The following is a 25,941-nucleotide window of genomic DNA, read 5'->3' on the forward strand; positions in this document are numbered from 1 at the left end:
CTTCCGATTGCCCTGTTTTCCCAGCGCGGTCGACGGTTTCCTCGCAACCGCTAAACTGCCCGCTGATGGAAGTTTAGGTCAGGTTGCCGACCGCCGGGTTGCACCTGGCCTGCTTCGTCCCCTTTTGTCGCTCGCTTAACTTCAAACCGATTCGATACCGATGACAGCCAATTTGACGACCCAGCCGGCTTGGAAAAAACTGAATTCCCACTACGAGGCGATCAAGGCGACTCATCTGCGGGATCTGTTTGCTGACGATCCCAAGCGAGGGGAAACGTTCAGTCTGGACGCGGTCGGTTTGTATCTGGATTACTCCAAGAACCGCATCACCGACGAAACGCTGTCGCTGTTGATCGAGCTGGCCGAATCCGCCGGACTCAAGGACCGCATCGAAGCGATGATGACCGGTCAGAAAATCAACACGACCGAAGACCGCGCGGTACTGCACACCGCACTACGCGCGCCGAGCGGGGCAAACATCGAATTCGAAGGCCGCAACGTCGTGCCCGATGTGCACGCGGTGCTGGACAAAATGGCGGCCTTTTGCGAAGCCATCACCAGTGGTTCATGGACCGGACACACCGGCCAGCCGATTCGAAACATCGTCAACGTCGGCATCGGCGGTTCGGATCTGGGGCCCGTGATGGCCTACCAGGCGCTGCGTCACTACAGCAACCGGAACCTCACGCTGCGATTTGTCTCCAACGTTGACGGCACCGATTTTGCCGAAGCGACGCGTGATTTGGATCCGGCAGAGACCCTGTTCATCATCGCTTCCAAGACGTTCACCACCCAGGAAACGATGACCAACGCGCACACCGCGCGGACTTGGTTGTTGGACGGATTGGGGGCCGACCCGTCGGCGGTCGCCAAACACTTTGTTGCCTTGTCGACCAACGCCCAACAAGTGGCCGAGTTTGGCATCAACACCGACAACATGTTCGGATTTTGGGATTGGGTCGGCGGACGCTACTCGATGGACTCGGCGATCGGTTTGTCGACCATGCTGGCGATCGGGCCGGAACAGTTTCATCAGATGTTGGCTGGATTCCACGAGATGGACCAGCACTACCGCACCGCACCGCTAGACAAAAACCTGCCCGTGCTGATGGGATTGTTGACCGTCTGGTACACCGATTTCTTTGGCTCGCAAACCACCGCCGTGCTGCCCTACGACCAATACCTCAGTCGTTTCCCGGCGTATCTGCAACAACTGACGATGGAAAGTAACGGCAAGTCTGTCACCCTGGATGGTGATCGCGTCGACTATGACACCAGCCCGATCTATTGGGGCGAACCGGGGACCAATGGCCAGCACTCGTTTTATCAGTTGATTCACCAGGGGACCCATTTGATCCCCTGTGACTTCATCGCTTTTGGCAAATCTCTCAACCCGATCGGTGACCACCACGACAAGCTGTCGGCCAACGTATTCGCCCAAGGCGAGGCGCTGGCGATGGGGAAGACCCGCGAGGAAGTGTTGGCCGAAGGCACTTCGGAAGAACTCGCGCCACACCGCGTGTTCGAAGGCAACCGGCCCTCCAACACACTGTTGATTGAATCGCTGACACCCGCCGTGCTGGGTAAATTGGTTGCCTTGTATGAGCACAGCGTGTTCACGCAAGGCGTCATCTGGCAGGTCAACCCGTTCGATCAGTGGGGCGTCGAATTGGGGAAAGTGCTGGCGAAAAAGATCGTGCCAGAATTGGAGTCCACCGACCAGCCGCTAGCCCACGACAGTTCGACCAACCGTTTGATTCAACGGTATCGTTCGTTAAAGGCCTAGGGGTGCGTCAAAGGTAAACCATTGGGGTGAGCGTGGTGGATCTTGTGAAAGATCCACCACCTGCAAACGAAGTTGACGATGTCTGACGCAGACGAGCATCAAGCCCGGTTCTTCGCACAGTCTCCCTTGGCTCGCACGGTGATCGAGTTATTCGATGCGCTGCCACAAACCTATTTCTATGCCAAGGATCGCGACAGTCGATTCGTCAAAGTCAATCAGCTGTTTCTGGAGAATCATGGTCTGAGCGACGAGCGAGAGGCGCTGGGTAAAACAGACCATGATTTTCATCCGCCGCTGATGGCCGAAGCCTACATCAGCGAAGACCGCAGGGTGATGTCCAGTGGGCAACCGCTGCGTGGGCAAGTGTGGTTGGTGATGCACCGTCGCAGCGTGCCGCGTTGGTACGTGTCAACCAAGACACCGTTGCTGGATGTGGACGGCGCCGTGATCGGTATCGCCGGAGCGATGTATCGAATCGCGCAGCAGAACGAATTGGCGAACTATCTGCAGGAAATTCTGCCGGCGGCACGATTCGTGGAGCGGCATTTCGCAGAATCGATTTCGATGGCTGAACTAGCCGCTCTGACCGGTTTGTCGTCGACTCATTTCAATCGACGCTTTCGCCAAATCCTGCGAATGACTCCGATGCAATACCTGCGTGCGGTTCGCATCCAAGCTGCCCAGCGGTTATTGACGACGACTTCGCTGGGTTTGTCTCAAATCGCTTTGGACGTGGGCTACACCGACCAGAGTCACTTCACCAAACGGTTTCGCGAAGTCACCGGGATGACACCCGCGGCCTATCGAAAGCGATTTGTTCACTAGGAAACTCGTCAGGTGTCATCACCTCGGCAAACAAACTCCGCGCTCATCAAGAAGCCGTGACCCTAGTCGCCATAGTCGGCGTCCGGATTGAAGTTTTATTGTTCGAATCGCTTTAAGGATGATCGGACGCGTTGTCCGCTAGACGTGATGCGCCGCTGGTGAACATCGATGGATCTAAATCGAATGTGACCCAGTGGTCGGGATCCGCTGAGGACCGCTGCTGCGTTTTCTCGGGCGGTTGCAGACTCCACAGATCAGTCGAAACAAATGGGTCGCTGATCAGACTGATCGGTTGGTTGACAAATTCGAACAGATTTGGGTTCGCGGGGGCGATGGCGATGTTGTCCAGCAATGACTTGCGTATCGAAACCGTTCCACCGCGACGGATTTCAGTGGTTGGGTGACCGACCGGTTCTAAATTCGAAGAGTGGATGGATACCACCAGTGAGTCATCGGTGGTCTGAATCTGAGTGTCCGGACCCAGTTGCAGAACGATTTGAGGAGTGAGAATGCGTTGTGCGGCGAACGCGACCTGCGCTTTCTGAATCTCTGTGTCCAATTCTTTTTTTAGCGTTGCGGCAATCTGATCCATCGCTTGTCGATGACCGATCTGTTCGGCTCTCGGTCGCAGTTCATCAATCTTTCGGGATGCGATTCGACGCACGATGTTTCGCATTAACAATCGTTTGGATCGGATTGACTTGGTTTCCGAATTGGTGGTTCCAGACACTTCGATGGGTGTGAACCGGATGCCTGTTTCATCAGCGATCAATTCAGTGGTCGCGTGGAAATCCGTTGTCGCGACTGAGTTGAACACAACCGGTCCCTTGTTGCTTTCCGTCGAAGCGATGGTTTGACCTTTGACACAGATTCGAACTTGAATCCCCGAGGCACAGGGCGAAAGCGATGCATCCATGGTGGCTGTTGTCTTGGCATGGCCGATCGCACGCGTGCCCAGGATCACTGTGTCGACATCGTGACGTTTTACGATGTCGCGTTTAAATTGATCGCGGACAAAATTTTCGGACAAGCGGACGACGACCGATGCCCCACCCAGGTCCTCGGCGATGCTGCGGGTCGGTCCCGCTGTCCCGATCAGGATTCCCAACAGCACAGTGAGTCGGAACAGATGATTCATTTGATTCGTCCTCGAAAGAATCCGTTCGACAGTCGGGAGAGGGATGATGGTAGCAAGCGTCGCGAGAATTGAGCCATGCAAGCGATGTGCCAATCCGCAATCGGCTTGTCTCAAGCGGCTGGAATGAAAGATTTTGACCGCGCTTGCTGGATTTCAGGATCGCAATCAGTTCAGGCCGATTGATAAGCGATCATCAGAATCACCGAGCCAGACCGGGTGGCAGGGACGGATAGAACCGTTCGAGGGCAGAGGCCTACTGGACCGATCGTCGGTACTGTGTGGGAGTCAGACCCGTCTGGCGCTTGAAGAACTTGCTGAACTTCGATTGTTCACTGAAGCCGATTGTGTTGCCGACCTGAGCCACGCTCTGGTTGGAGTCTTGCAGCAGTTGTTTCGCTGTTTCGATTTTGACGTTGCTGATGTCGGCGCCCGGTGTCACTCCGTAGAGTGTCGTGTAGCGTTTTGTAAATGTTACTTTCGACAGCTCGACGCGTCGGCAGATTCGTTCGACGGTGATCCCCAAGCAGGCTTCGGATTCGATCAGCTCGCGGGCCTGGCGAATCTTTTCCCAATTCGTCGAATCGACCGTCGACTGACGCATCAGGATCGGTCGCGGAGCAATTTCGACATCCGGCGGTTGTGGCCCGTTCTGCAAAATCCATTTGTGTAACAACTTGGCTGCGGCGTAGCCCATTTCTTCGGCCGGTCGCGGCAGTGTCGACAGCGCAGGCGAGTAGTGCGAGGCGACTCGGTAGTCACCCGATCCCATGATCGCGATCTGTTGCGGCACCTTCAATCGCAGGTGTTCTGCGGCATTGCAGACCATCCGCGCGACGTGATCGTTTTCGCACCAAACAAACGCGGGCTTGTTCAGATCGTTCAGGAAACCCAGCAGTTCTGATTCACCGTCGACTTCAGTCATTCGGCTGCGTTGTTCATCGGGGTGGATGCCCTGGATTTCATGCGTTCTTGCCGGCCAGCCGTCTTCAGCGGCTCGCGTCACCAGTCGCTGGCAGAGAGCCGCCGAATGCGGACGTTTGGAAAAGTTCACGCCCACGACGGCGAACTGTCGTGGAGCGATCGATGCGACGTGAGACAACACCAGGTCGCAACTGGCATCGACATCGATTCCCAGCGAGACGATGCCGCGTTCACCACGCCAGTCAAAACAACAATTGATTGCCTTGATGCCCTGTTGAACGATGTTCCGCGTCCAATCGCTACTGCGGTCGACCCATAACAAGGCACCGAGAACGTCGATGGGAACTTTGCCCATCGGGTCATCGTCCCCGTCGCGGTAATGCAGTTCGATCGGTTCAATCCACGGAAACTCATCCCGATAGTGATTCACGCCGGTCATCAGTCGAGACGAGAACTCTTGTCCGGCTGGCAGGATCACTGCAATGGGAATTGGGTTGTCGGCCATCTGCCACCTGGGAGCTCGCAATCCATTGGTATCCATCTCACCAACATCAAGCGTTACGAAACAGCAAACCAGTTTATACGAAATGGCAAGTCTGGCCCCCCGAGAATGGCAACGATGCTTGCCTGTTTGTGATCAAACCTATCCGCCGGTTCATCAGCGATTCAGATTTTGAAAAAAAGTTGCCTCTGCAAGATCTTTTCATCGCACCGCAAAGTGATGCTAAAGGATTCCTGCGGTACCTAGGCTTCTGGGCTTAACGAAACGGCAAATCAGGCATACCGATGGGCACAGTGACTCGCTGTCCTCGTAGATACAACTCTTCACCGGGGCAATCGAATTCGGGTTTCCAGCCCTTTCTAATCGTCAGCTTTCTTTGGAGCCAGTATGAGTCATCGACGTTCTTCTTCCTCAGGTTTCACCCTGGTGGAACTTCTCGTGGTCATCGCCATCATCGGCATTCTTGTCGGTTTGTTGCTGCCGGCCGTTCAGGCGGCGCGAGAAGCAGCGCGGCGAATGAGTTGTAGCAACAACTTCAAACAGATCGGTCTGGGGATCCACAACTACCACAGCGCGTTTAAATCACTGCCGATGCAGGGCGCTGGCACCGATGACAATTCCAATGCCTACATCGCGTACTGGTACCAACAGAGTGATGTTTACAATTGCAAGATGCTTAGCATTTTGGTTTCGCTGACACCGTTCATCGAACAACAAGCACTGTGGGACACGATTGCTAACCCCAGTACCGATAACGGGAACTGGCCGGCGATGGGCCCCACGCAAGAACAAATTGATTACAAGCCTTGGACGAGTGAGATTCCCACGTACCGGTGTCCGAGTGACCCCGGTACCGGATTGCCAGCTTTGGGGCGAACCAACTATGCGGTTTGTGTCGGCGATTCAGGTTACTTGATCAACCAGGGAGCACTGACGGTGTGGCTGCATCAAAACGCCGATCGTTCCGCGCAGTCGCGGGCCTCTCACCGCGGAGCATTCGTGCTTCACCGTCAACTGAAATTCCGCGACGTTCTTGATGGTCTTTCCAATACGATCTGCATGGGCGAGATCGCAACCGACTTGGGCGACGACGACGTGCGCACGATTCCGTTGGGATCCGCTGGCGGAGCCAATCCGTTGGATAACCCCAACGATTGTACGGATCTGGGGTTCAGGGACCCGCAGCGACCGCAATTCTGGGGACCTACCGCGCCGGGCCGCACCGCCAGCACAAATGGTCGTGGCTACCGTTGGGCGTCGGCCTACAATCCCTTCTCTGCGTTCAATACGATTCTGCCGCCCAACCGAGAGTTCTGTACCTCGACCAACTGGGCCAACGCCGAAGTGTTGCCACCGGCAAGCCGTCACCAAGGTGGATGTCACATCCTGCTGTGCGACGGATCGGTAACCTTCATCACCGATTCCATCGACGCCGGAAACTCCAACAATCCAATGGTTCGCCAGGCCGTCGATGGTGGTGCTGGAAACCATTTGCCTGGGGCACCAAGTCCCTACGGATTGTGGGGAGCCCTCGGCACTCGAGCCAACCGCGAAGTGATCAGCGAATCACTGTAGTTCGTCACCGCGGTCGCCCTCGGGCCGGTCGCCGATCCCTGTGCTGTTGATCGCTGTGCTGTTGATCAGCCACAGCCTGCAAAATCAATCTCATGGATCGCCCGGTCGATCCAACCTGTCACCGTCCCTTCACACGACAACAGTTCTCACATCCATCCAATGAAAGATTCAATGCTTCGTTCGTTTGCTATGACTTCCCCGTCCAGTCGCCGTTCTCGATGGCTGGTCGCCGTCTGTTTAGGCATCGTGATGACTGGGCTTTCCGGTTGCGGTAGCAGCCAAACGTCGAGTGTCACCGACAGTGCCGACGCCGCAGCGATCGCCGACTTCAAAGCAGAGATGAAACGACAGGCGGTCGAGATGGCACCGCCGCCGGGCAACTGACTCCGGTCGGTCCACTATTGCTTGCGTTGCATCAGCGTTTCGATCGTTTCGGCGATCCGCTGGGGACGTGTGGCAAATTGCACGAATCGATGGCGTCCGTTCTGTTCCGGACGCCACTCGGTGTGACCGTCCGAATCGACAACCACATGCCCAATCGGACTGAGCTTCCATCGTTTCGGATCGATGCCGCGTACCGCGATCAATACGGCGGCTTGGTCGTGGGCTGGTTTCCCGTGGTCGATCGCTTTACCGCCTAAAAACGGTCTGATCTCAAAGGCGCGTCGCACCGGATTATCGGCCGCTTCTTGCCGCAGTGTTTTGCCGCAATGCAAGACCGCACCGATTTCATAGCCCTGCCAGATGATCTCGGTCGGCCAGCGGTTCACCACGGTGACGGCGGCCGCAGGATCCAGACGAATGTTGGTCTCCGGTTGCGCCGAGCGTGGAAAGTGGCCGCCCATCACGACGGTCTGTTTTACTTTTTGTCGGATCAAGGCGTCTCCATGCAGCGGGCTGTGCTGGTCGGGGGGCGAATCCAACAGGTCCGCCAGATTACTGAGCGCACCCACACTGCAAATCACCACGGACCGATCTGGCTGGGACGCCAGGGTTTTACGGTAGATCTCCAATGCGTCTGGCGCGGCATCATCGGCCGGCATGTCATGCGGAAACTCGTCTCGCAGGGACGGCGTGAAACTGCTGGGTTTGTTCCAGGTCACTTTCGCACCATCTTTGTCACTGCCGATCGGAATGTCGGGACGCCCGTAAAATGTGTTGACGACATCACAGACCGCCGCCGAAGCATTGGCCGGGCACTTGCGGTTAGTGACCACCGCCAAAATCTCCGCTTCGCCGGAATCGGCCAACGCGTGCAGCACCGCCAATGCCCCGACGTCGTCACAGTCGCTGGCCATGTCCGTGTCAAAGATGACGTGAACCGGGGCATCGAATGCGGCCGATTGTTGGTCTTGGGCGGAAGCCGTCGGATCGGCCAGGGACACCATCCAACTGATCGCAAGGAAGGCGATCGTCCGCAACGGAATCATTTTTTTCATCTGCAAGAAAAGATCAGTGTTGGTGAAAGGCTTCGGAGACAAAGCTCAAGACCGATGGCAATGAACCGCGCCAGTAACTCCAGCGATGGCCGCCGTCACGCACTCGGTATTCGTGTTCGATCTCCTTCTTTCGCATTTCCAGGTGGATCAACGAGTTGCCTTCGTACAAAAAGTCATCGTCGCCACAATCGATATACCAACGAACGCTACCCACTTTTTCGGCGGGCATCGATTTCACCAATTCCAAGGCGTTGTGCTCTTTCAGGTATTCCTGGATCTGGTCGTCCGGCACCGGTTCCAAAGCTTCTTCTTGGTCGTCTTTGGGTTTTGCGTTAATCCGCTTCTTGGCGTCGTCTAAGTTCAATGGGCCAACATAGGCGCTCAAGGGGCATGCCGACGAAAACAGTTCGGGATGATGCAAGGCGTACATGAACGATCCGCCGCCGCCCATCGACAGCCCGGCAACCGCGCGATACCGCTTCTCAGATTTCACATGGTATTTCTGTTCCACGTGTGGCATCAGTTCCTGAAAGAAAAAGTCTTCGTAATTCCAGTCGCCACGAATGTCGTTGAAATAACCGCGTTTGCCAGTGTTGGCATCCGGCATGATGATCACCATCGGTGTCGCCGATCCATCGGCGATGGCTTTGTCTGCCAAATGCTGGACTTCGCCAAATTGGACCCATCCGGTTTGGTCGTCACCGGCGCCATGCAACAAGTACAACACCGGATAACTGCGTGACGACGTTTCGTAGCCCGGCGGCAAATACACCGCGTATTTTCTATCCTCGTTCAAAATATCGCTATGCACCGTCCGGTCGTCATAGACAACGCTGTGATGAGAGGACTGGGCATCCGCAGAACGCAGTGGCAGTAGAGAAAGAAACAGAAGACAGAACCGAGCAGATTTCATATTCATGACCGGAGGGATGCGGGCAAGTGAAGTTCATCAAGCAGTGAAATTGGCCCCGCAGTGTAATCCGAATTGAACTCCGGGTGTCAATGCAGGCTCTGTCGCTGGCCAACTGATAGGTCCGAGATGGCGGTTGTCAAAATTTGACTTCCGTTGCGAGAAAGCAGACACTGGCGGCGGCCTGTTTTGCCAAATCAGTGTTTCCCGACATTGGGCGCTGCTATCAATCACCGCTAACAACGACTGCGCACGACATCAAGTTGGCGCTTGAAACAACGTGTGCTTGTCACTGGGATGTAAGATGCCATTTTCCCCCTCCAGCTCCCCAGCTGTTTTTCTCCGATCGATCTGTCGTTCAATGCGTTTGTCGCCGGCAATCGTGACGCTGGTCGTGTTTGCCACGCCTTGGATTCAATCGCTATCGATGCCGTCGGCCGATGCGGCCAAACCGATGCGCCCCAACATGATTTTCATTCTGGCCGACGACCAAGGGTTTGGTGATGTTGGCGCATTGAACCCGGATTCAAAGATTCCCACACCGAACATTGACCGCCTTGCCCGCGAGGGAATGATTTTCGAAGACGGACACAGTTCATCGTCAGTCTGCACACCGACGCGGTACTCTGTTCTGACCGGTCGCTATCACTGGCGGACCCATTTGCAACGGGGAGTATTGGGTGGGTTTTCCAAACCATTGATTTCCGAAGATCGGTTGACGGTCGCGTCGATGCTGAAAGACCGAGACTACAAAACGGCTTGTATCGGCAAGTGGCACTTGGGGTGGGATTGGCCGCTCAAGCAGGGCGGCGTCGCAGATGACCAGGGTGATTTCTCGAAAAGCTATGCCAAGGGTTGGGATGTTGATTACGAAGGCGAAATCACCGGCGGTCCCAACGATGTTGGCTTTGACTACTTCTTTGGGATCAGCGCCTCACTCGACATGCCGCCCTATGTCTTTGTTCGCAACCGCGTGCCCACCGAGAAAGCGACGGTGGAGAAAGCATTCCCTCGCAAAGGTCCCGCCGGTGCGGATTTCGAGGCGGTGGATGTTCTGCCGACCCTCACCGACGAAACCGTCCGTTTTATCAACGAAAATGCTGCTTCGGAGCAACCGTTTTTCATCTACTTTCCTCTGAATGCCCCGCACACCCCCATTGTTCCGACCAAAAAGTGGCAAGGAAAAAGCGGGATCAACGTCTATGGCGATTTCACGATGCAGGTCGATTGGACGGTCGGTCAGGTCTTGGACGCGCTGGACAAGAACGACATCAGCGATCAAACACTGGTGGTGTTCACGACGGACAATGGTTGTTCGCCCTCGGCAAAAATTGCTGAATTGGAAGCCGCCGGCCACGACCAGAATTATATCTATCGCGGCCATAAAGCCGACATCTTTGAAGGCGGACATCGGGTTCCTTTTTTGGTCCGCTGGCCGGGCAAGGTGAAACCCGGATCCCGCACCAAGCACTTGGTCGGGCAACTCGATTTTTTAGCCACCGCCGCTGCGATCACGGGAGCCACCGTGGCGTCCGATGAAGCCGAAGATAGTGTTTCTTTTTTGCCGACCTTGCTCGGTCAGCCTGAACCGGTGGTTCGTGACTCGATCATTTCGCAATCGATCGGTGGTCAATTTGCCATCCGCGACGGCAACTGGAAACTGTGCGTGTGTCCGGGATCAGGCGGTTGGAGTAGCCCGCGTCCGGGGCGTGATGATCTGTCGAAATTACCACCGATGCAACTGTATGATTTGGCGACGGATCCGGGCGAGCAAACCAATCTTGTCGACCAACATCCATCGCGAGTGGTGAAGATGAAGACGATGCTGATGACCGCAATCGTCAATGGACGGACCACACCCGGACCAACACTTCAAAACGACACCGATGTCGTGATGGAAAAACCGATTGCGAAACCACGTGCGAAACGCAAATGATCCGGGACAGCCTCAGTCGGCTGATGTCGCTGCATCAGCCTGTGCGTTTGATTCGATGCGTGCCAGCGCATCGGCATAGCGGCGGCCGAATTCCATCAGCGACTCGCGGTCGAAATGCACGTTGTCACGATTGAGCGTCAGATCATTTGATTCGACAAACTCACAGGCCGGCAATTCGTCGGCCAGTTCACGCTGTGCTTGATCGACCAAGACGCGGCTTTCGCTCCAGTCCTGGCGATTTTTCTGGGCCAGGCCGCCGATCATGATCGGCGTCGTCTGCCCCAGTACCTCTCGAAAACGTTCCATCAACTGCGCCAGGGCGGTTTTGTATTCTGGAGCCAGGTTCGGTTTGCTATCCGATTCGCCCTGATGCCACAGGATGCCATGAAATACACCTGACTGGGATGCAATTTCAATCCGCCGCATGGCGTCGTCATAGGGATGCGATTTCGTTTGATTGTGAAAACCGCCCGGAGTCCAACTTGCGATGGGAGATCCGCCGGCGGCGCATGGGACCAGCCCCACCGTGACACCGGGGTGGGCCTGGGCATACCGTCGGGCGAATTGGCGTCCGAGTCCCACGCCAGCAACGGATTTATCAAAATGCAATGGATCAACGGCTGGAACCCAGGTGCCGGAACGGTCGAGCATCAGGATGCCGGTGTCCGGTAGTTTGTCCGCCGGGATTGGTTTGCCACGTCCGGCCATATTAGATTGCCCGGCCAGTAGGAACAGATGAAACTGTGATTTGTCAGGGATGTCAGCACTGGCGATCGTGATTCCGCCGACTTCCATCTTGGCACCGCTGTTGTCCAACCGCGTCAACGCGATCGTGGTTTGGCCTTGATCGACTTCGATGATCCCCAAAGGTTGCTCGCGGAAGGTTTGCATTCGCCGGGGCGTGGCTTCGGAATCCAAATCGGGTCGCACAGTGGCCTTTGATGCGTAGCGCTGAATGTCCGTCTGTGCCGTTTGTCCGGCGACGGTGACGCTCACCGTTGCATCGTTAGAATCACAAACCGAATGCAAGCTGATTTGGTATCGACCGGCGTGTTCGAAATTGACCGGCCAGCTGATTTGATCGGCCGGGGCGGACCAGTTGTCAATCCAACTGTGTGCCCAACTGATTCCATCGGCAAACTGTGGGTTGCCTTGCAGCATGGCATCGACAGCGGGAATAAACGTTGGCCGTTGTTGGCCGATAGGCACAAAGGCTGTCGCGGTGATACTGGGACCAATCGTTTTGACATACTGTCGAATCTCGTCTTGCAAGCGCTGCATGACTTGCGGCTGTTGTTCTGCGATGTCCGTTGTTTGTTCGGGGTCGACAGACAGATCGAACAAGGCGGGTTTGCCCTGTTCGATTGTCAGCCGGAAGCGATCGGTGCGGACAGCGGCTTTGCCAAATTTTTCCAGATGCAATTGGTTGGGGCGATAGGTCAGCAGGTGGCGATGATCGAGCGAGGCATCGGAACCATTTTGCATCAGTGTCACCAGACTACGCCCATCCAGTTCCAATCGGTCGGGGACTGTGATGCCGCAAAATTCGGCCAAGGTCGGTAGCAGGTCAATGTGAGCCGTCAGCGGCGACACGGTCTTGGGCGTCAGTTTGCCCGGCCAGCGGACGAAGCACGGAACGCGGCAACCGCCCTCGTGCACACTGCCTTTGATTCCTCGCATTCCACCATTGAAACGCTTTCCGTTGGGGCCGTTGTCGGTCAAGAACAGAACGATCGTGTTGTCGGATTGGCCAAGCTGGTCAAGGCTGTCCAGGATTCGGTCGACGTTGGTGTCGATGTTTTCGACCATCGCGTAAACCGCTGCCGTTTTTTCTGGGATCTCGCCGGTGTTGTATTTGTCGAACAGATCCTGGCGGATTTGAAACGGTCCGTGAGGTGCGTTGTAAGGCACATAGCACAAAAACGGTTGCTCCCGCGGCGTCTGGATAAACTCGATGGCTGCGTCGGTTAGCAAGTCGGTGATGTAGCCGCTGGTTTGCACCGGACGACCGTTTCGCTCTAGCAGCGGGTTGTCATACAGGTTGAAGTGACCGCCACAGAAACCAAAGAACTCGTCGAAACCCTGGCCGTTGGGATGCAGCGGCATCTGCTGGCCGTTGTGCCATTTTCCGAAACATCCGGTCGCGTAGCCGGCATCGTGAAAGAGTTCCGCAATTGTTGTTTCACTGCTGCGCATCACCTCGCGGCGACCTGTCACACCACTGACACCGCAGCGTTCGGGATAGCGGCCGGTCAACAGCGCCGCGCGCGTCGGCGCACAAACGGGAGAGACATAAAATCGTTGCAACTGCACACTTTCTGCGGCCAGTCGATCGAGTGTTGGAGTTGCGATGATTGGGTTGTCATGCACCCCCAGGTCACCCCATCCTTGATCGTCGGTCAGGATCAAGACCACGTTCGGGCGAGCGGCGGATTCGGCATTCGCCGACGTCATAGACAGAGATTGCGCAAACAGCGCCGCCAGCGTCAAAAAGGCAAACGTGCTCACACGGTGTTGCAAACGACGCGGGAATGGCCGGCGACAACCCTTGAATGCAGCAACGCGTGTCGACTCGGCAAGAAACTGAATCATGTTGAATCCCATTGTTTGAACCGTCTCTCAATCCCTCGGCGCCAGGGAACCGAGTTCAGTTCCCCCGGCAGTTTCATCATTCTCACTTCACAAGTCAAATCTCGGTGCCCCCGCGAAACCGGCCAGTCAAATGAATGGCAAAGGGTCAATCGGGTATCGCCCGAATGCCGCATCCTGCTGTGCTTCGCGGGCGAACCCTCAGCAGTCAAGATCACGAACGAAGTCTTGATCGGGGTGAATGCGATCGTAGGGGATGCCGAGTTGCTCGGAAATGATTCGTCGTACTCGCAGCGCGGTGTCAGGCGATACACCGGGTGAGCATTTTGCGACAAATTCTTCGTCGCTAAGAGATGGCCAACGCTCGTTGAAACTGCGTCGGCTTCGCCTGGCAGAGAGGATCACCAGCGTGGTGAACACCGCCACGGTGATCAGCGTGATGCAGTAGGGATCCATCAGGACACGAATTAAGAAACCGTCCAGCTTCATCTTTCGTGTCCTGATGGGTACATCAAACGCTTGGCATGTTCACGTTTCTATGGCGGTCGATCAGCGCGGTGTGGACTCGGGTGTTTCACCCAAGATCATCATCAGCTGACTGACTGGTTGCGTCGAATTGTACGTGTAGCCCGCTTTCAGAGCTTGCGTGATTCGCATCGAGACTTCCAGCAAATGGGCACGCGAGTAGGCGTCCATTTTTTCTTCGCACTGTTTGATCCGATTTTCGATCTTGCTTTGCAAGTCGATCAATTGCATCCGAGCCAAATCGCTAATCGGTTTGTAGGCCGCGGTGCGATCGTTCTTTTCCAGAATCAAATCGATCAACCGTTGCACGTGTTCCTGCTGCAAGTTGCGACGCAAGGAGCTGATCATCGGTTTGCGATTGCTGCGATTCTCGGGGCATTCCGAATCGAGTTCGGTCCAAGCGGCGCTGCTGATCGTGTTTAGCAATTCCGGCAGGGTCAACGTGTCTTCGTCGGCCGACAACCGCAGTTCATTGTCGTAGACGCGTCGCAACGTGGTCGGGTTCATCAACCAAGTCAGTGCGGAAGCTTGCAAGCCGAGCACGCGATCGTGAATCGGCCAGGTCGCTTCGCCGGAGACGCCGAAGTGGGCGCCGGAGTCGAGCCATTGGTCCGATGTCATGCGTTCGAGCAGTTTGGGAGTCAATCCAAAGGCGTCGTCGGCAAAGGTCTGGTCGATGACGAATTGCAAGGCCGCGCGTTGTTGGGCGGCGGGGACGACCTCGACCGGTGCACGGTCTTCCGGGTCACCTTTCTTGTCGCGATTGACAAACGCTCCACCGACCCAGTTGGCCATCATGCTGGCGGCACGTGTTTGGATCGAAAGCGTCAATTCGTAACCGCGACGCGCTTTGGACCAGCTCTGTCCGTCTTTGACAAATTTGTCCAAGATCCGGCTGCGGTACAGTTTTGCCAACTGCATTTGTTCTTGGGCATAGTCCAGCGGGTCAGCCGAAAAATCGTAGCGACGTGCCAGTGGGTCAGGGCCGCTGGTGTCTTCGTCGGTGGCGTATTGCAGTTCGGGTTCGACGCAGCGCTTCAGAATTTCCGGCAGCTTTTTATCCTCGAGCGTGTAGCCGTACTCGATTGCCCAGAAATCGTAGGGACCGATGTCGATCATGGCGTAATCGCCTTGCACGTCGCCGGTTTCGTAACGGAAGTTGATCGGCGAGTAATCCATCACCGAAGCGGTGATCGTCTTCTTTCCTTTCAGGTCGTCGCTGTTGATGTCCTTCAGGGAGTGCAGCGCGGAGCCTTTGAAGTTGTGTCGCAGTCCCAGCGTGTGGCCGACTTCATGAGCGACCAAATCGGCCAACAGCGGACCGACAAACCAATCGGGCATGCCATCGAGCATGTCGGCGGAGTCGTCATCGCTGTCTGCTTGATCGTCGTCTTTGTCTTCGTCATCCTCCTTGTCGTCGTCGTCATCCGCGTCGTCCGCCGCAGCGTCGTCTGGCTTGTCTGTGGCGGTTGCCTTGGATGAATCAGCGTCTGGTTTTTTCTGTTCGTCTTCCTTTTCTTTTTTGAGTTTCTCAGCCTCGTCGTCCTTGTCATCCATCAACGCGAATGCCCAATCCATGCGGGCCAGGGCGAGATCCAGACTGCGAGCATTAGCGGCCATGCACATGCCATTCTTTTGGCTCAGATGACCCATCAGGCCATCAAACTCGTCATCGCCGATCAGCGTATTGTCGGCGGCGGCCATCGAAAATCCGGCAAAGGGCTGGCGCGCCGAGCGGGCGATTTCTTCTCGCACACCGGAGACGCTGGAGGGGGAAACCATGCGTACGCGTGGATCCCACGACGGGTGCTCACTGAGCCAGGCGAGGGTTTCCGGGCTGGTGCCCTCCATCGCCAATTTTGGCATCAGGTCGTCGTAGTTGTAATTGAAGTAGCGAATCCATCCGTCGGTCAAGATGATGTCGGCGTCCAGGATTTCGCCGGTCATCGGGTGCACGCGGCTCGGTCCGATCGCGGTGCCGACATCGTTGTTCAACCAACGAATGAAGTTGTAGCGAACGTCTTCGGGGTCCTTTTCCATGTGAGCGCCACTTTCGGCGTCTTGGTATTCGACCACCACGGCGTCGACGATGCCGACTTTTTCAAACGCCTTGTTCCAGTAATCCACGCCGGCTTTGATCCAGCGGCGATAGCGGACCGGGGCGGTGTGTTCGACGTAGAAACGAATCGGTTCTTTCGGCGGGCTGAGTTTCAGCTTGGCATCACGCTTTTGCAGATTCCAGCGATTGATGTAGCGAATTCGTGTTTCGTCGTCGGTGTATTTGCTGAGATCCGAATAGGTGGTGATGAAGTAACCGATGCGTTGATCGGCCGGCCGTGGTTTGAATCCACTGCTGGGGCTGGGGACTTCGCTGAACGAATAGTGCAGGGTCTGGAATCGTCCGCCGGTGCCGACGATTTCCAATGCGATTTCCACGTTCGATGGGAACACTTTGACCGAATCGATGCTGCTGATTCGCGAGTTGGAGATGCGGACCGAGCGACCGAAAAAGGTGCCTGCGTTGCCGATCAACAGCGAATCCAAATCGATCACCGGGCCGCCGGCGGGGCCTTTGGCGACGATCGGTATGTCCAGCAGCACTTGGTCGGTAAACAGTCGTTTGACCGACGCTTTGGATTCCGCGTCGCCGGTCGCCCGGATCGACAGGTTGGGAGCGATCAGGGCCAAACGATTGTCATACTGCCGCCACTTGACGACCAGTTCGCCCGATTGCAGTCCGGCGTAGCGGTCACCGCTGCTGAGCGTCAGCGCGATAAAATAGCTTTTTGACTCGAAGTTCTTGGGCAATTCGCCCAGTAGCTGCGCGTCTTTGGCCCGTTGCCACACATTGAAAAAACCTTTGCGTTTCTGTTGATCCGAGACAGCAACTTCCTCGTAGCCCTCGGACACTTTGTCAAACGCAGGCAAATCGGCTGCGACAGCTCGGATCGGACTGGTTAGCAGGCAAGACAGCAGTGCAAAACCGGCGACGGCGTATTTCATTCCAGGCACACTCGGATCGGGTGGATACTTTGACGTAGCAAGCGTAGGTCACGCTTTGGGCGGGGCAATGGTTGCGGGGGCGGTCAGCGAGAGGCTATCGATCTGGACTTCTCTCGGGGCTGTTCCAGGGACTCAACTGTTGACGTTGCGTTTTTGTCGCAACCCGACGCGTGAGCGAGGGATTGAGGGTGTTAATGGGATCCCTTGCTGACGCTTCGGGTTACCAAAAACCAATGCCCCAGGCAAAAGTGAAACCTCAAAAGGCTCAAATTTGGGCTCAACCGGCAAAAACTGCCTAAAGCAACCAGTTGATTGTACCCAGTTAGTCGCCCCAGGGCGAGATTTTCGGGGCTGAACTTTGGTCGCAATCCGATTCGTCGAGCATTGACGCGTTTTCGTTCCCCATCAACAATCCCTTAGAAGCCACCAGCGCTTGCTGTGTTCCCGTTTTTTTCCCAGGTTTCTTCCACCGCAGGGCCCCGATGAATTTGCTTCAACAACAAGACCCCAAGATTTGGGAAGCCATTCAAAATGAAGCCGTCCGTCAGCGCGATGGTTTGGAAATGATCGCCAGCGAGAATTACACGAGCTATGCCGTGATGCAGGCCGCCGGCAGTGTATTGACCAATAAATACGCCGAGGGTTACCCGGGACGCCGCTATTACGGTGGCTGCGAATACGTCGATGTCGTTGAATCGTTGGCCATCGACCGCGCGAAAGAACTGTTTGGCGCAGAAGTCGCCAACGTCCAGCCGCACAGCGGATCCCAAGCGAACACGGCGGTTTACCTGTCCTGTCTGAATCCAGGGGATTCGGTGTTGGGATTGGACCTGGCCCAAGGCGGGCACCTGACACACGGCATGAAGCTGAACATCAGCGGCCAGCTGTACAATTTTCATTCGTATGGCGTCACGCCTGACACTCATCGATTGGATTTTGACCAAATCGCTGCGATGGCTCGGGAGCACAAACCCAAGCTGATCGTTGCCGGTGCCAGCGCGTATCCGCGAGAAATCCCTCACGACAAGTTCGCCGAGATCGCCGACGAAGTGGGAGCGAAATTGTTGGTCGACATGGCCCACTATGCGGGTCTGGTCGCGGCCAAGATCCACAATAGTCCTGTCCCGTACGCGGATTACGTGACCACGACCACGCACAAAACCCTGCGGGGCCCTCGCGGCGGTTTGATTCTGTGCAAGCAAGAGCACGCCAAATTGATCAATCGCAATGTCTTTCCCGGTACCCAGGGTGGACCGCTGATGCACGTGATCGCCGGGAAAGCCGTGTGTTTTGCCGAAGCCCTGGCGGACGACTATCGCGTCTACGCCCAATCCGTTGTCGACAATGCGAAAGTGTTGGCCGAAACCCTGACCGCCGCCGGTTTGCGTCTGGTCAGCGGCGGAACCGACAACCACCTCCTCTTGGTTGATGTCACCGCGGTTGGTCTGGGTGGCAAGGTTGCCGAGTCGGTGCTTGATGCCTGTGGTATCACCGTCAACATGAACATGATCCCGTTCGATCAACGCAAACCGATGGATCCATCCGGAATCCGCATCGGAACTCCCGCGTTGACCAGTCGCGGCATGGGAGAAACCGAAATGCGCCGCGTCGGGACTTGGATCCACAACGCTCTGTCGAACTCGGAAGACAGCGAATTACACGGTCGAATTCGTAGCGAGATCCGTGAAATGTGCGAGGGATTTCCGGTCCCGGCTGACCGCGAATCGTTCGCCACGATTACCTAGTGCGGCACGCGGGGAGGAATCCCCGCACGCGTGTTCCCCGCCTCTTTCACCCACCGATCGACCCTGGTCCCATGCCCGATACGCCCCATCGAATTTTGATCGCCGACGACAACGTTGCCAATCGCGAGTTGTTGGAGGCCTACTTGGTGGATGTCGAGTGCGAAATCGAAACCTCGGTCGACGGCCAGGACACGTTGGACAAGGTCGCGTCCTTTCAACCCGACCTGGTCTTGTTGGACGTGATGATGCCCAAGTTGAGTGGGTTTGAGGTCTGTAAACAGATCAAGGAAAAACCCGAAACCTCGCGGGTGATGGTGCTGATGGTCACGGCGCTGAATGAACTCGGCGACATTGAACGCGCCGTCAGCGCGGGGACCGACGACTTTCTAAGCAAGCCGGTGCAAAAGGTCCAGTTGCTTAAGCGCGTCGAGAACATGCTGAAACTCAAGGGCGTCACCGACGAATTGCAGCGTTTGCAGCAGTACATTCAAGCGATGGAAGACGCCCAGCGGGCCAGCTAATTTAGCCCCCGTATTCACTCTTCGCCCGATTTTTGGATCGCTCGCATTTCCGCGGCGACTGCGGCGTCGTTCTTCAAGTCGACCGAATTGCTGTCCGCCAGTTTGAGTCGCCGACGTGCTTCGCGTGACAGTACGAACCCTTCTTGGATGAAAACTCCGGCCAGCACCATGAATGCTGCGACCATCGAGATCTTGATCGTCGAAGACCAGCTGACGAAGAAGTAGACGCCGATCGCCATCGCCAAGAAGCTCATCGCCATGCCGCCTTTCCAAGCCGCTTGCATCTGCGTGTCACGGGCTTGGATACGGATGCTGCGGGCCACGGCGTTGCGCGCCGACTGGTTGGCCAAATCACGCATCGCACCGATATCGCGTTTGGATTCCGGCGCCGGCGAACGCGGGACCATCGGGCCACTGTCGTTGACCGGATCGGGGCCAGGATTGGCGTCGGCCGAGATCGCCGACGGAGCGGACGAATCCTCACGCGAATGGTTTGCATCGGACGAGGAATCTGCGCTGTCGCCATGCACGCGGCCTAGCAGACGGCTCATGTAGGCTTCGATCGAATCGTCGGGCACCGAGTCAGAATTGGAGACGGTCTCGTTGCCCGCTGCGGCTGCCGTTTGCGAGACATCTGGCTGCGAATCTTCGTGATTCTCTAGCGACGCTGGGTCATCGTCGGCGATCACGTCATCGTCGGACTCCAGCTCGGGAGAATGAAAGTTCCATGCTCCTTCGCTGTCTTCGAGCGATTCGTCGCTGGATGGGTCGTCTGTTTCCGCTTGATAGGCCTTCATCACCAACGTCGGATCGTCGTCATCGGCCGGTTCGTCAAACTCCTCTGATTCCAACGCGGTCGATTCCGAGGCCGGTTCCAAATCCAAGTTCGGGTCCGAATCGTCGGAATCATGTGAGTCGACTTCGGGAGCGCCAGCGTCCAGATCGCGGATCAGCATTGCCGCCAGACTGCCAGCCGCTTCCCCGTCGTCGTGATCGTCAGTCTCTTCAGCGGCAGCGGCGTTATCGAGTTGTTCCAGTGGCCCAACGGTTTTATTTTCATCGTGGTCGTGCTGCACGACAGCGGAATCAAACGCTTCGTCGCGTGGATCGATCGTTGCATCGTCATCTTCCAACGCATCGCCGCCGGGCATATACGCAGACCAGTCCAATGGTTCATCATTGGAACGTCGGGTCGTGCTACGCAAATCATCGATCGATTGGCTCTCGGTGGGATCAATCGAGTCGGTTGATTTGGATTCCGGATCGATCCATTCGGATTCCGGCAGCCGATCGTATTCTTGGTCATAATCGGATGCCTGGTCGTAGTCCGAAAGCGCCTGTTCGACATGGTGTTCGATGTTATCGATCACATCGTCGACGCCATGCTCGGGGGCTTCGTCATGCCAGCTGGCTAAATGGCTATGGTTCTCGGCCGGTTGTTCGGATTCCAACCGCCAAACGCTATCGCCTGATTCGACCAGTCGTTCGCTGGCGAGGTCGTCTTCGATCGGGTTGAGTTCTGTTTCGCCGGACAACGCCCGTGCGGTATCCGATAGATTTCCTTTGACGGTGTCCGCTGAAGCCGATGCAATGGCGTCCTGCTCCAGTTCCAACTCCAGTTCTAACTCTTGGTCGTTGGCGATGGCTGTCCCACCGGGCAAGTGCTGGGTGCTGTGTTCCAGCACGGCGGCCTGTGCCGATGCGATCTCATTGCGCAATTGTTCGATTTCATCACGCAGTTCCGACTCGCTGAGTTCACGTTCGGCTTGCAAACGAGCGATCGTTTCGGCATGCGTCGTCTGCAACCGATCGAGCTCTCGTTTAGCCGAATCAAGTTCGTCTTGAAGCTGCTGAAACTGTGCCGAATCGGTCAGTGACTGCTGGACCGAATCGGCTGATTCCGATTCGCTTTGGCTGTGGGTGAGCTCCTGGGACAACGCTTCATGAGCGGATCGCAGTTGTTCCAGTTCCGCGTTGGCCTGGGCCAATTGCACCGACAGGTCTTCGATGGTTTGCCGCAGTTGCTCGGATTCTTCGGACCAGGAATCCTGATGCGACGACTGGCTGTGCTTGGTTTGGTCGACCAACAGCTCCAGCTGCCGAATCGATGCATTGGCGCCTTCATAGTCGTCACGCAGTTGGTCGGCGTCCGCAGTCGCTTGAGCCACGCTTTCCTGCAAGTGCTGGATATTGGACCGCAGTTCTTCGGCAACGGTTTCGGCCGCCAGGCGACCCTGTTCGGCGGTGTGGCGGTCGCAGCGGACGTCGGCAAGTTGTTGCTGCAGGTCTTCGATCTGCTTTTCGTTGTAGGCCTGTTCCTCTTCAGCCTCGCGTCGCGCCCTGTCGGATTGCTCCCGCGTGGTTTGCATTTCTTCGCTGGTGCTACGAATCTTCTCCAGCAATTCCTGTTGGCTGGTTTTGCTCTGCTGACGAATTTCGGCTAATTCATTGCGGGTCAGTTCAAGTTCATCGCTGACACGCTGCAGTTCTGTCGCAATGGTCGAGCGTTCGGCTTCGCTACTGGCACGGCCGTCGATCGCCGCGTCACGTTCGGTTTCCAATTTTTGCCGCAGTTGCTCGTGTTCCTGCTGCTCACGTTTTTCACGCTGTTGCAGTTTGCTATGACGCTCACGCAATTCAGTCAATTGTTCGTTGAGCGCGGAAAAATCCGCTCGCATTCGCTGCACAGCCGCGCTGGCCGATTTGGCTTGTTGCTGCGTTTTCTCGAGTTCCTCGTTGGCATCGGCGAAACGTTCGGAGTACTGTTGTTCGCGATCCTGCCATTCCGCTTGGCGTTGTTGCAGTTCCAATTGCCGTTCGCGCAGGAGTTCATTCTTCTGCTCCAGTTCGGCCTCTTTTTCCAGCAACTCTTCGGCAGCCGCTTGTTGCCGCTGCCGCAACGCTTTCAACTCTTCTTGCGTTTCCGCATAAGTCGCTTGGATCTCTTTGGCCGCGGCTTCTTGTCCGATCAAGACGCCTTCACGCTGCTGCAAAAATTCCGCTCGGGTCCATAGTTCTGATTCACGTCCGTGCAGCACTCGCTCGCGGTCATCACAGCGGACTTCTCGCGCTTCACATTCGGCGTGCCGCGCATGCCACTGCTGGCTGAGTTCGGCCAGTTTGTTTCGCAGATGGGTTTCGGTCGACGATCCACTCGGTTGTGCAGTGGTCGGTCCGACCGCCGTCGCAGCGGTGATGCCCGACGCCGCGAGTAACTCGAATCGATAGTTGCCCATGCGAATGACATCGCCGACCCGCAACGTCGACTCGGTGGTGCGTGCACCGTTGCATTCCAAGGGAACGGAATAGGCGCGCATCAGGATCCGATGGGCATCGCGCAACAGAACGGCATGCATCGGTCGCAATGTTTCGTCATCCAGCCGAATCGAACAGCCTTCACCGCTACCGAATGTGTAGCGGTTTCCGGTCAACCGCAGACGACGGACCGCCGCTCCGGGTCGAATCACTCGGAATTCCATTGCCGTCTGCGGATTGGTCGCCGTGGCGTCTACCGGGTCCGTGTCGGCCAATGGAGGCGATTCGAGTGCCGTGGCCGAGACCGATTCAAACGCCGTCGACACGATTGACGTGGCGGCAGCAGCCTGTGGTTCGCCACTGTGTTCCGGCTGAGATTCAACCGGCCGGGAATCGGCAATCGATTCACTGGCGGTGGTTTCGGGCAGATCGGAGGGGTTGGACTGGATGTCGTTGTGGTCGTTGCTCACCACGAATTCCTTAAGTCATTGCTTGCAAAATTGTCTGAATCGGTTCGTTGCCGATAGACAAGACCGTTTTCAGAGTGTCGGACGGATGGGGGGCAGGTGTGCAGCAAAATAGGATGATGAAGCCGGTTTCGACTGGGATCTGTTTTATTGCCGCTCCGACGGGGGGGCGGACGTGTGGATTTCCAACTGTCTCATTGCGATTGCTGTTGGGCGGCTAACTAATTCCGGTTAAAATGCCAGAAATGGACGGTTGTTGGCCCTTAAATGGCCTGCAAGGGTGTTTTCTGGTTCTTTCGGGCGTGACTTTGCGAACTTACGCCGTACTATTGGTGGCGACCGATTGCCAAGATCGGTGCTCAGGCTAACGAAAAACAGAAAACTAAAGACAGGGGAATTTCGTAAGGGATTCCGGCTGAGACATTTCCCGGTGGTTCTCGACGGCTGATGCGGACGAGAAGACGCTTCATTGATAGACAGGTGATCTGATGGCTAGAAAAGATGCAATCGAGAAGCTTCGACTGACATTGCGGAAACGGCGCGACGCTCTGATCCGATCGGCGATCGGTGACCTGAGTCTCTTGCAGGACAGACCGAGTAAAACCGGTGATGTTTTAGATGCCGTTGCCGACACGGTGCAGTCGGAACTGAACAGCCAGTTGTTGGAAGTCGAAAGTCGCGAGTTGCAAGCGATCGATGAAGCGATCGAGCGACTTGATCAAGGCAACTACGGTGACTGCGAAGGGTGTAGCAAACCGATCCCGTTGACCCGTTTGCGCGCGGTGCCCTATGCGCGCGAATGTATCGAATGTCACCGACTTGCCGAAAAGCGAAAGTCTCACCCCGCCGCGATGCTCAACCGCGTCTTTGAGTCTTATCAGGCTGACACCGCCTAAACGGTATCGATTGTTTCTATTACGGTCCACTTTAACGACCGGATGGCTTCGACAAACGTCGAATCATCCGGTCGTTTTTTAATGCAACGGCGATGACGATTCTTACTTCTCGCCGGGCGAGGGATAGCAACCACGCCCGACGAAAAGTTCGTTGCCTGGAAAGGTCGATGCGTACAATGCGACGCCTCCCCGTCGAACCTCCCGTTTCCCTGTTTGAAGCTCTTCTGATGGCACACTTCTATCGCTCTGTCGGGCGCACCCGCTTCCGGGTGCGCTACTCGAACCGACTCGCATTCAAATTGGCGGGCACGACATTCATTGCCGTTGCAGCCAGCGCCGTTATTGGCTCACAGCTGACGGCACAGGATCCGTATCGCGAGTTGTCGGTGTTTCCTCCCGCCGCGCAATCCGCGCAGTCGCCTCCGTCGAGCGTGATCGGCAGTGCGCCGGTTGGCAAGGGACTGCTGGGTGGTTCAGGAGCAACGGCATCGATCGATCACCGAGCCGAAAATCCGTCAGCCGCTCAAGACACCGTGCGTGCGCTACGCCCATCGATCGACCCTTCGGGGCCGATCTCCAGTTCGTTGCCGTCGGCGATGGCGATCGACCAGCGCCGCGAAGAACTGTTCCGCGAACTGGCAGATGAATTCAGCACATTCGATCGTCTGGGGAATCTGGTCCGTAAGGTTTCCCAATTAGTCAAACCCAGTGTGATCCACATCGAGGCTCACAAATCGGAAACCAAAGGCGGGCAATACGAGTCGTATGACGAAGCCGGTAGCGGTGTGGTCGTGTCGCTCGGCGATGGGTTGTGGGTGTTGACCAACCGCCACGTCATCCTGGGGTCGCAACCGGCTGAAATTTTGCTTCGAAGTGCCGACGGACAGCAGTTTCATCCGACGCGGATCCTGGCTGATCCCAGCACGGATGTCGCGGTCATGAAAGTGCCCGAGATGCATTTGCCGGCGGCGCGTACCGGTGACAGCAACCAGGTCAACATTGGTGACTTCACCATCGCCATCGGCAGCCCGTTCGGGCTCAGTCACTCGGTCACCTTTGGCATTCTCAGTGCCAAGGGGCGGCGGGATCTCTCACTCGGCGATCAGAAGATCGACTTGCAAGACTTCTTTCAAACCGACGCGGCAATCAACCCGGGCAACAGCGGTGGTCCGTTGTTGAACCTGCGTGGTGAAGTGATCGGGCTGAACACCGCCATTGCCAGCAGCAGTGGTGGCAGTGAAGGAATCGGATTTGCAATCCCGATCAACATGGCCATCCAAGTCGCCGATGAATTGATTCGTCACGGGCGATTGCGACGAGGCTATTTGGGTGTCACGCTTGATCCCGATTTCACATCGGCGAACTTGGTTTCGTTGGGAGCGCCCGGCCATGGTGGTGCGTTGGTCAAAGGTGTCCGGCATGGATCACCCGCGGCCAAAGCAAATTTACAGCGTGGCGATATCATCGTTCAATTCAATGGTCGGCCTGTCGACAATGATGATCACTTGGTCGCCCAGGTCGGGCTGACACCGATCGGTTCCCGCATCGCGATGATTATCTATCGCGACGGTAAACGCTATCGCACCGAAGTCGAATTGACCGACGTTAACTGAATCAACCGGCCGCAACGCGTTTTGAAGTTACGCTTTCGCGTCAGGCATTGTTTTTTGGCAACCCGACGCGTCAGCGAGGGATCCCGTCAACACGCTCAATCCCTCGCTCACGTGTTTTAAAATCCAGCGTTAAACTGCCGTTTCAATTCAAATGGATCGGCAGGTTGCGATTTCGATCTCTTCACTCTCCCGCAGGGAGGTCGTGCAGTTTCGCGTGCCACCCCTTGGGAGAGTCGCATGCACTCAATCCCATCTTCTACGCCAACGGCGTTCAATAGCTTAGCCTGGGGTCACT

General features: G+C 56.3%; 17 protein-coding genes. 9 read left to right on the forward strand and 8 right to left on the reverse strand.

Features of this window, described 5'->3' with window-relative positions; genetic code table 11:
* Positions 1–160: 160 nt before the first annotated feature.
* On the forward strand, positions 161–1,786 hold the full coding sequence (gene pgi, locus NHH03_RS02115; protein ID WP_253154083.1) for a glucose-6-phosphate isomerase: 1,626 nt from the start codon (positions 161–163) through the stop codon (positions 1,784–1,786).
* Between the two features lie 78 nt (positions 1,787–1,864).
* A complete protein-coding gene (locus NHH03_RS02120; protein WP_253154084.1) occupies positions 1,865–2,611 on the forward strand; it encodes an AraC family transcriptional regulator in 747 nt (248 codons plus the stop codon).
* A 112-nt stretch (positions 2,612–2,723) separates the two neighbouring features.
* Here the strand turns inward: NHH03_RS02120 and NHH03_RS02125 are convergent, their stop codons facing one another.
* Together NHH03_RS02125 and NHH03_RS02130 are read right to left on the reverse strand one after the other, a co-directional pair.
* Positions 2,724–3,749, reverse strand: coding sequence for a hypothetical protein (locus NHH03_RS02125; RefSeq protein ID WP_253154085.1), 1,026 nt, complete (start codon positions 3,747–3,749; stop codon positions 2,724–2,726).
* 253 nt (positions 3,750–4,002) lie between these two features.
* Positions 4,003–5,175, reverse strand: coding sequence for a helix-turn-helix domain-containing protein (locus NHH03_RS02130; protein ID WP_253154086.1), 1,173 nt, complete (start codon positions 5,173–5,175; stop codon positions 4,003–4,005).
* A 384-nt stretch (positions 5,176–5,559) separates the two neighbouring features.
* On the opposite strand from NHH03_RS02130, the gene NHH03_RS02135 reads away from it, so the two are divergent.
* Positions 5,560–6,747 carry a DUF1559 domain-containing protein gene (locus NHH03_RS02135; protein ID WP_253154087.1) on the forward strand — a complete coding sequence of 396 codons (1,188 nt, stop codon included), beginning with the start codon at positions 5,560–5,562 and terminating at the stop codon, positions 6,745–6,747.
* A gap of 171 nt (positions 6,748–6,918) precedes the next feature.
* Positions 6,919–7,131 (forward strand): hypothetical protein, encoded by a 213-nt coding sequence (locus tag NHH03_RS02140; protein WP_253154088.1) that lies wholly within the window; start codon positions 6,919–6,921, stop codon positions 7,129–7,131.
* A gap of 14 nt (positions 7,132–7,145) precedes the next feature.
* On the opposite strand, the gene NHH03_RS02145 is transcribed toward NHH03_RS02140, so the two are convergent.
* A complete protein-coding gene (locus NHH03_RS02145) occupies positions 7,146–8,186 on the reverse strand; it encodes a nucleoside hydrolase (protein WP_253154089.1) in 1,041 nt (346 codons plus the stop codon).
* Positions 8,187–8,199: 13 nt separating this feature from the next.
* A complete protein-coding gene (locus NHH03_RS02150; protein WP_253154090.1) occupies positions 8,200–9,105 on the reverse strand; it encodes an alpha/beta hydrolase in 906 nt (301 codons plus the stop codon).
* A 352-nt stretch (positions 9,106–9,457) separates the two neighbouring features.
* On the opposite strand from NHH03_RS02150, the gene NHH03_RS02155 reads away from it, so the two are divergent.
* A complete protein-coding gene (locus NHH03_RS02155) occupies positions 9,458–11,032 on the forward strand; it encodes a sulfatase family protein (RefSeq protein WP_253154091.1) in 1,575 nt (524 codons plus the stop codon).
* A gap of 12 nt (positions 11,033–11,044) precedes the next feature.
* Here NHH03_RS02155 and NHH03_RS02160 read toward each other — a convergent pair whose 3' ends face one another.
* From NHH03_RS02160 to NHH03_RS02170, 3 genes are all read right to left on the reverse strand, one after another.
* A complete protein-coding gene (locus NHH03_RS02160; RefSeq protein WP_253154092.1) occupies positions 11,045–13,624 on the reverse strand; it encodes a sulfatase-like hydrolase/transferase in 2,580 nt (859 codons plus the stop codon).
* A 198-nt stretch (positions 13,625–13,822) separates the two neighbouring features.
* Complete coding sequence (locus NHH03_RS02165) at positions 13,823–14,110, reverse strand: acyl carrier protein (RefSeq protein ID WP_253154093.1); 288 nt, start codon at positions 14,108–14,110, stop codon at positions 13,823–13,825.
* Between the two features lie 60 nt (positions 14,111–14,170).
* Entirely contained in the window at positions 14,171–17,149 is a 2,979-nt protein-coding gene (locus NHH03_RS02170) for a zinc-dependent metalloprotease (RefSeq protein WP_253154094.1), read from the reverse strand.
* Positions 17,150–17,631: 482 nt separating this feature from the next.
* Here NHH03_RS02170 and NHH03_RS02175 point away from each other — a divergent pair, with 482 nt between their 5' ends.
* Complete coding sequence (locus tag NHH03_RS02175) at positions 17,632–18,894, forward strand: serine hydroxymethyltransferase (protein ID WP_253154095.1); 1,263 nt, start codon at positions 17,632–17,634, stop codon at positions 18,892–18,894.
* A 71-nt stretch (positions 18,895–18,965) separates the two neighbouring features.
* Positions 18,966–19,415: a response regulator gene (locus NHH03_RS02180; RefSeq protein ID WP_253154096.1), complete on the forward strand. Its 450-nt coding sequence runs from the start codon at positions 18,966–18,968 to the stop codon at positions 19,413–19,415.
* A gap of 14 nt (positions 19,416–19,429) precedes the next feature.
* On the opposite strand, the gene NHH03_RS02185 is transcribed toward NHH03_RS02180, so the two are convergent.
* Entirely contained in the window at positions 19,430–23,140 is a 3,711-nt protein-coding gene (locus NHH03_RS02185; RefSeq protein ID WP_253154097.1) for an FHA domain-containing protein, read from the reverse strand.
* A gap of 485 nt (positions 23,141–23,625) precedes the next feature.
* On the opposite strand from NHH03_RS02185, the gene NHH03_RS02190 reads away from it, so the two are divergent.
* Complete coding sequence (locus tag NHH03_RS02190) at positions 23,626–24,033, forward strand: TraR/DksA family transcriptional regulator (RefSeq protein ID WP_253154098.1); 408 nt, start codon at positions 23,626–23,628, stop codon at positions 24,031–24,033.
* A 176-nt stretch (positions 24,034–24,209) separates the two neighbouring features.
* Entirely contained in the window at positions 24,210–25,646 is a 1,437-nt protein-coding gene (locus NHH03_RS02195) for a S1C family serine protease (protein WP_315861417.1), read from the forward strand.
* Positions 25,647–25,941: the final 295 nt, after the last annotated feature.

Origin of the sequence: Stieleria tagensis (genome assembly GCF_024129865.1) — a bacterium.
GTDB lineage: Bacteria > Planctomycetota > Planctomycetia > Pirellulales > Pirellulaceae > Stieleria > Stieleria tagensis.

What these genes read in the sequence shown, in the direction of transcription:
- NHH03_RS02140 (WP_253154088.1), top strand. Translation starts at nt 6,919, where the DNA reads ATGCTTCGTTCGTTTGCTATGACTTCCCCGTCCAGTCGCCGTTCTCGA.
- NHH03_RS02145 (WP_253154089.1), bottom strand. Translation starts at nt 8,186, where the DNA reads ATGAAAAAAATGATTCCGTTGCGGACGATCGCCTTCCTTGCGATCAGT.
- NHH03_RS02130 (WP_253154086.1), bottom strand. Translation starts at nt 5,175, where the DNA reads ATGGCCGACAACCCAATTCCCATTGCAGTGATCCTGCCAGCCGGACAA.
- NHH03_RS02150 (WP_253154090.1), bottom strand. Translation starts at nt 9,105, where the DNA reads ATGAATATGAAATCTGCTCGGTTCTGTCTTCTGTTTCTTTCTCTACTG.
- NHH03_RS02190 (WP_253154098.1), top strand. Translation starts at nt 23,626, where the DNA reads ATGGCTAGAAAAGATGCAATCGAGAAGCTTCGACTGACATTGCGGAAA.
- NHH03_RS02165 (WP_253154093.1), bottom strand. Translation starts at nt 14,110, where the DNA reads ATGAAGCTGGACGGTTTCTTAATTCGTGTCCTGATGGATCCCTACTGC.
- NHH03_RS02195 (WP_315861417.1), top strand. Translation starts at nt 24,210, where the DNA reads ATGCGACGCCTCCCCGTCGAACCTCCCGTTTCCCTGTTTGAAGCTCTT.
- NHH03_RS02175 (WP_253154095.1), top strand. Translation starts at nt 17,632, where the DNA reads ATGAATTTGCTTCAACAACAAGACCCCAAGATTTGGGAAGCCATTCAA.
- NHH03_RS02170 (WP_253154094.1), bottom strand. Translation starts at nt 17,149, where the DNA reads ATGAAATACGCCGTCGCCGGTTTTGCACTGCTGTCTTGCCTGCTAACC.
- NHH03_RS02125 (WP_253154085.1), bottom strand. Translation starts at nt 3,749, where the DNA reads ATGAATCATCTGTTCCGACTCACTGTGCTGTTGGGAATCCTGATCGGG.
- NHH03_RS02160 (WP_253154092.1), bottom strand. Translation starts at nt 13,624, where the DNA reads ATGATTCAGTTTCTTGCCGAGTCGACACGCGTTGCTGCATTCAAGGGT.
- pgi (WP_253154083.1), top strand. Translation starts at nt 161, where the DNA reads ATGACAGCCAATTTGACGACCCAGCCGGCTTGGAAAAAACTGAATTCC.
- NHH03_RS02180 (WP_253154096.1), top strand. Translation starts at nt 18,966, where the DNA reads ATGCCCGATACGCCCCATCGAATTTTGATCGCCGACGACAACGTTGCC.
- NHH03_RS02120 (WP_253154084.1), top strand. Translation starts at nt 1,865, where the DNA reads ATGTCTGACGCAGACGAGCATCAAGCCCGGTTCTTCGCACAGTCTCCC.
- NHH03_RS02135 (WP_253154087.1), top strand. Translation starts at nt 5,560, where the DNA reads ATGAGTCATCGACGTTCTTCTTCCTCAGGTTTCACCCTGGTGGAACTT.
- NHH03_RS02155 (WP_253154091.1), top strand. Translation starts at nt 9,458, where the DNA reads ATGCGTTTGTCGCCGGCAATCGTGACGCTGGTCGTGTTTGCCACGCCT.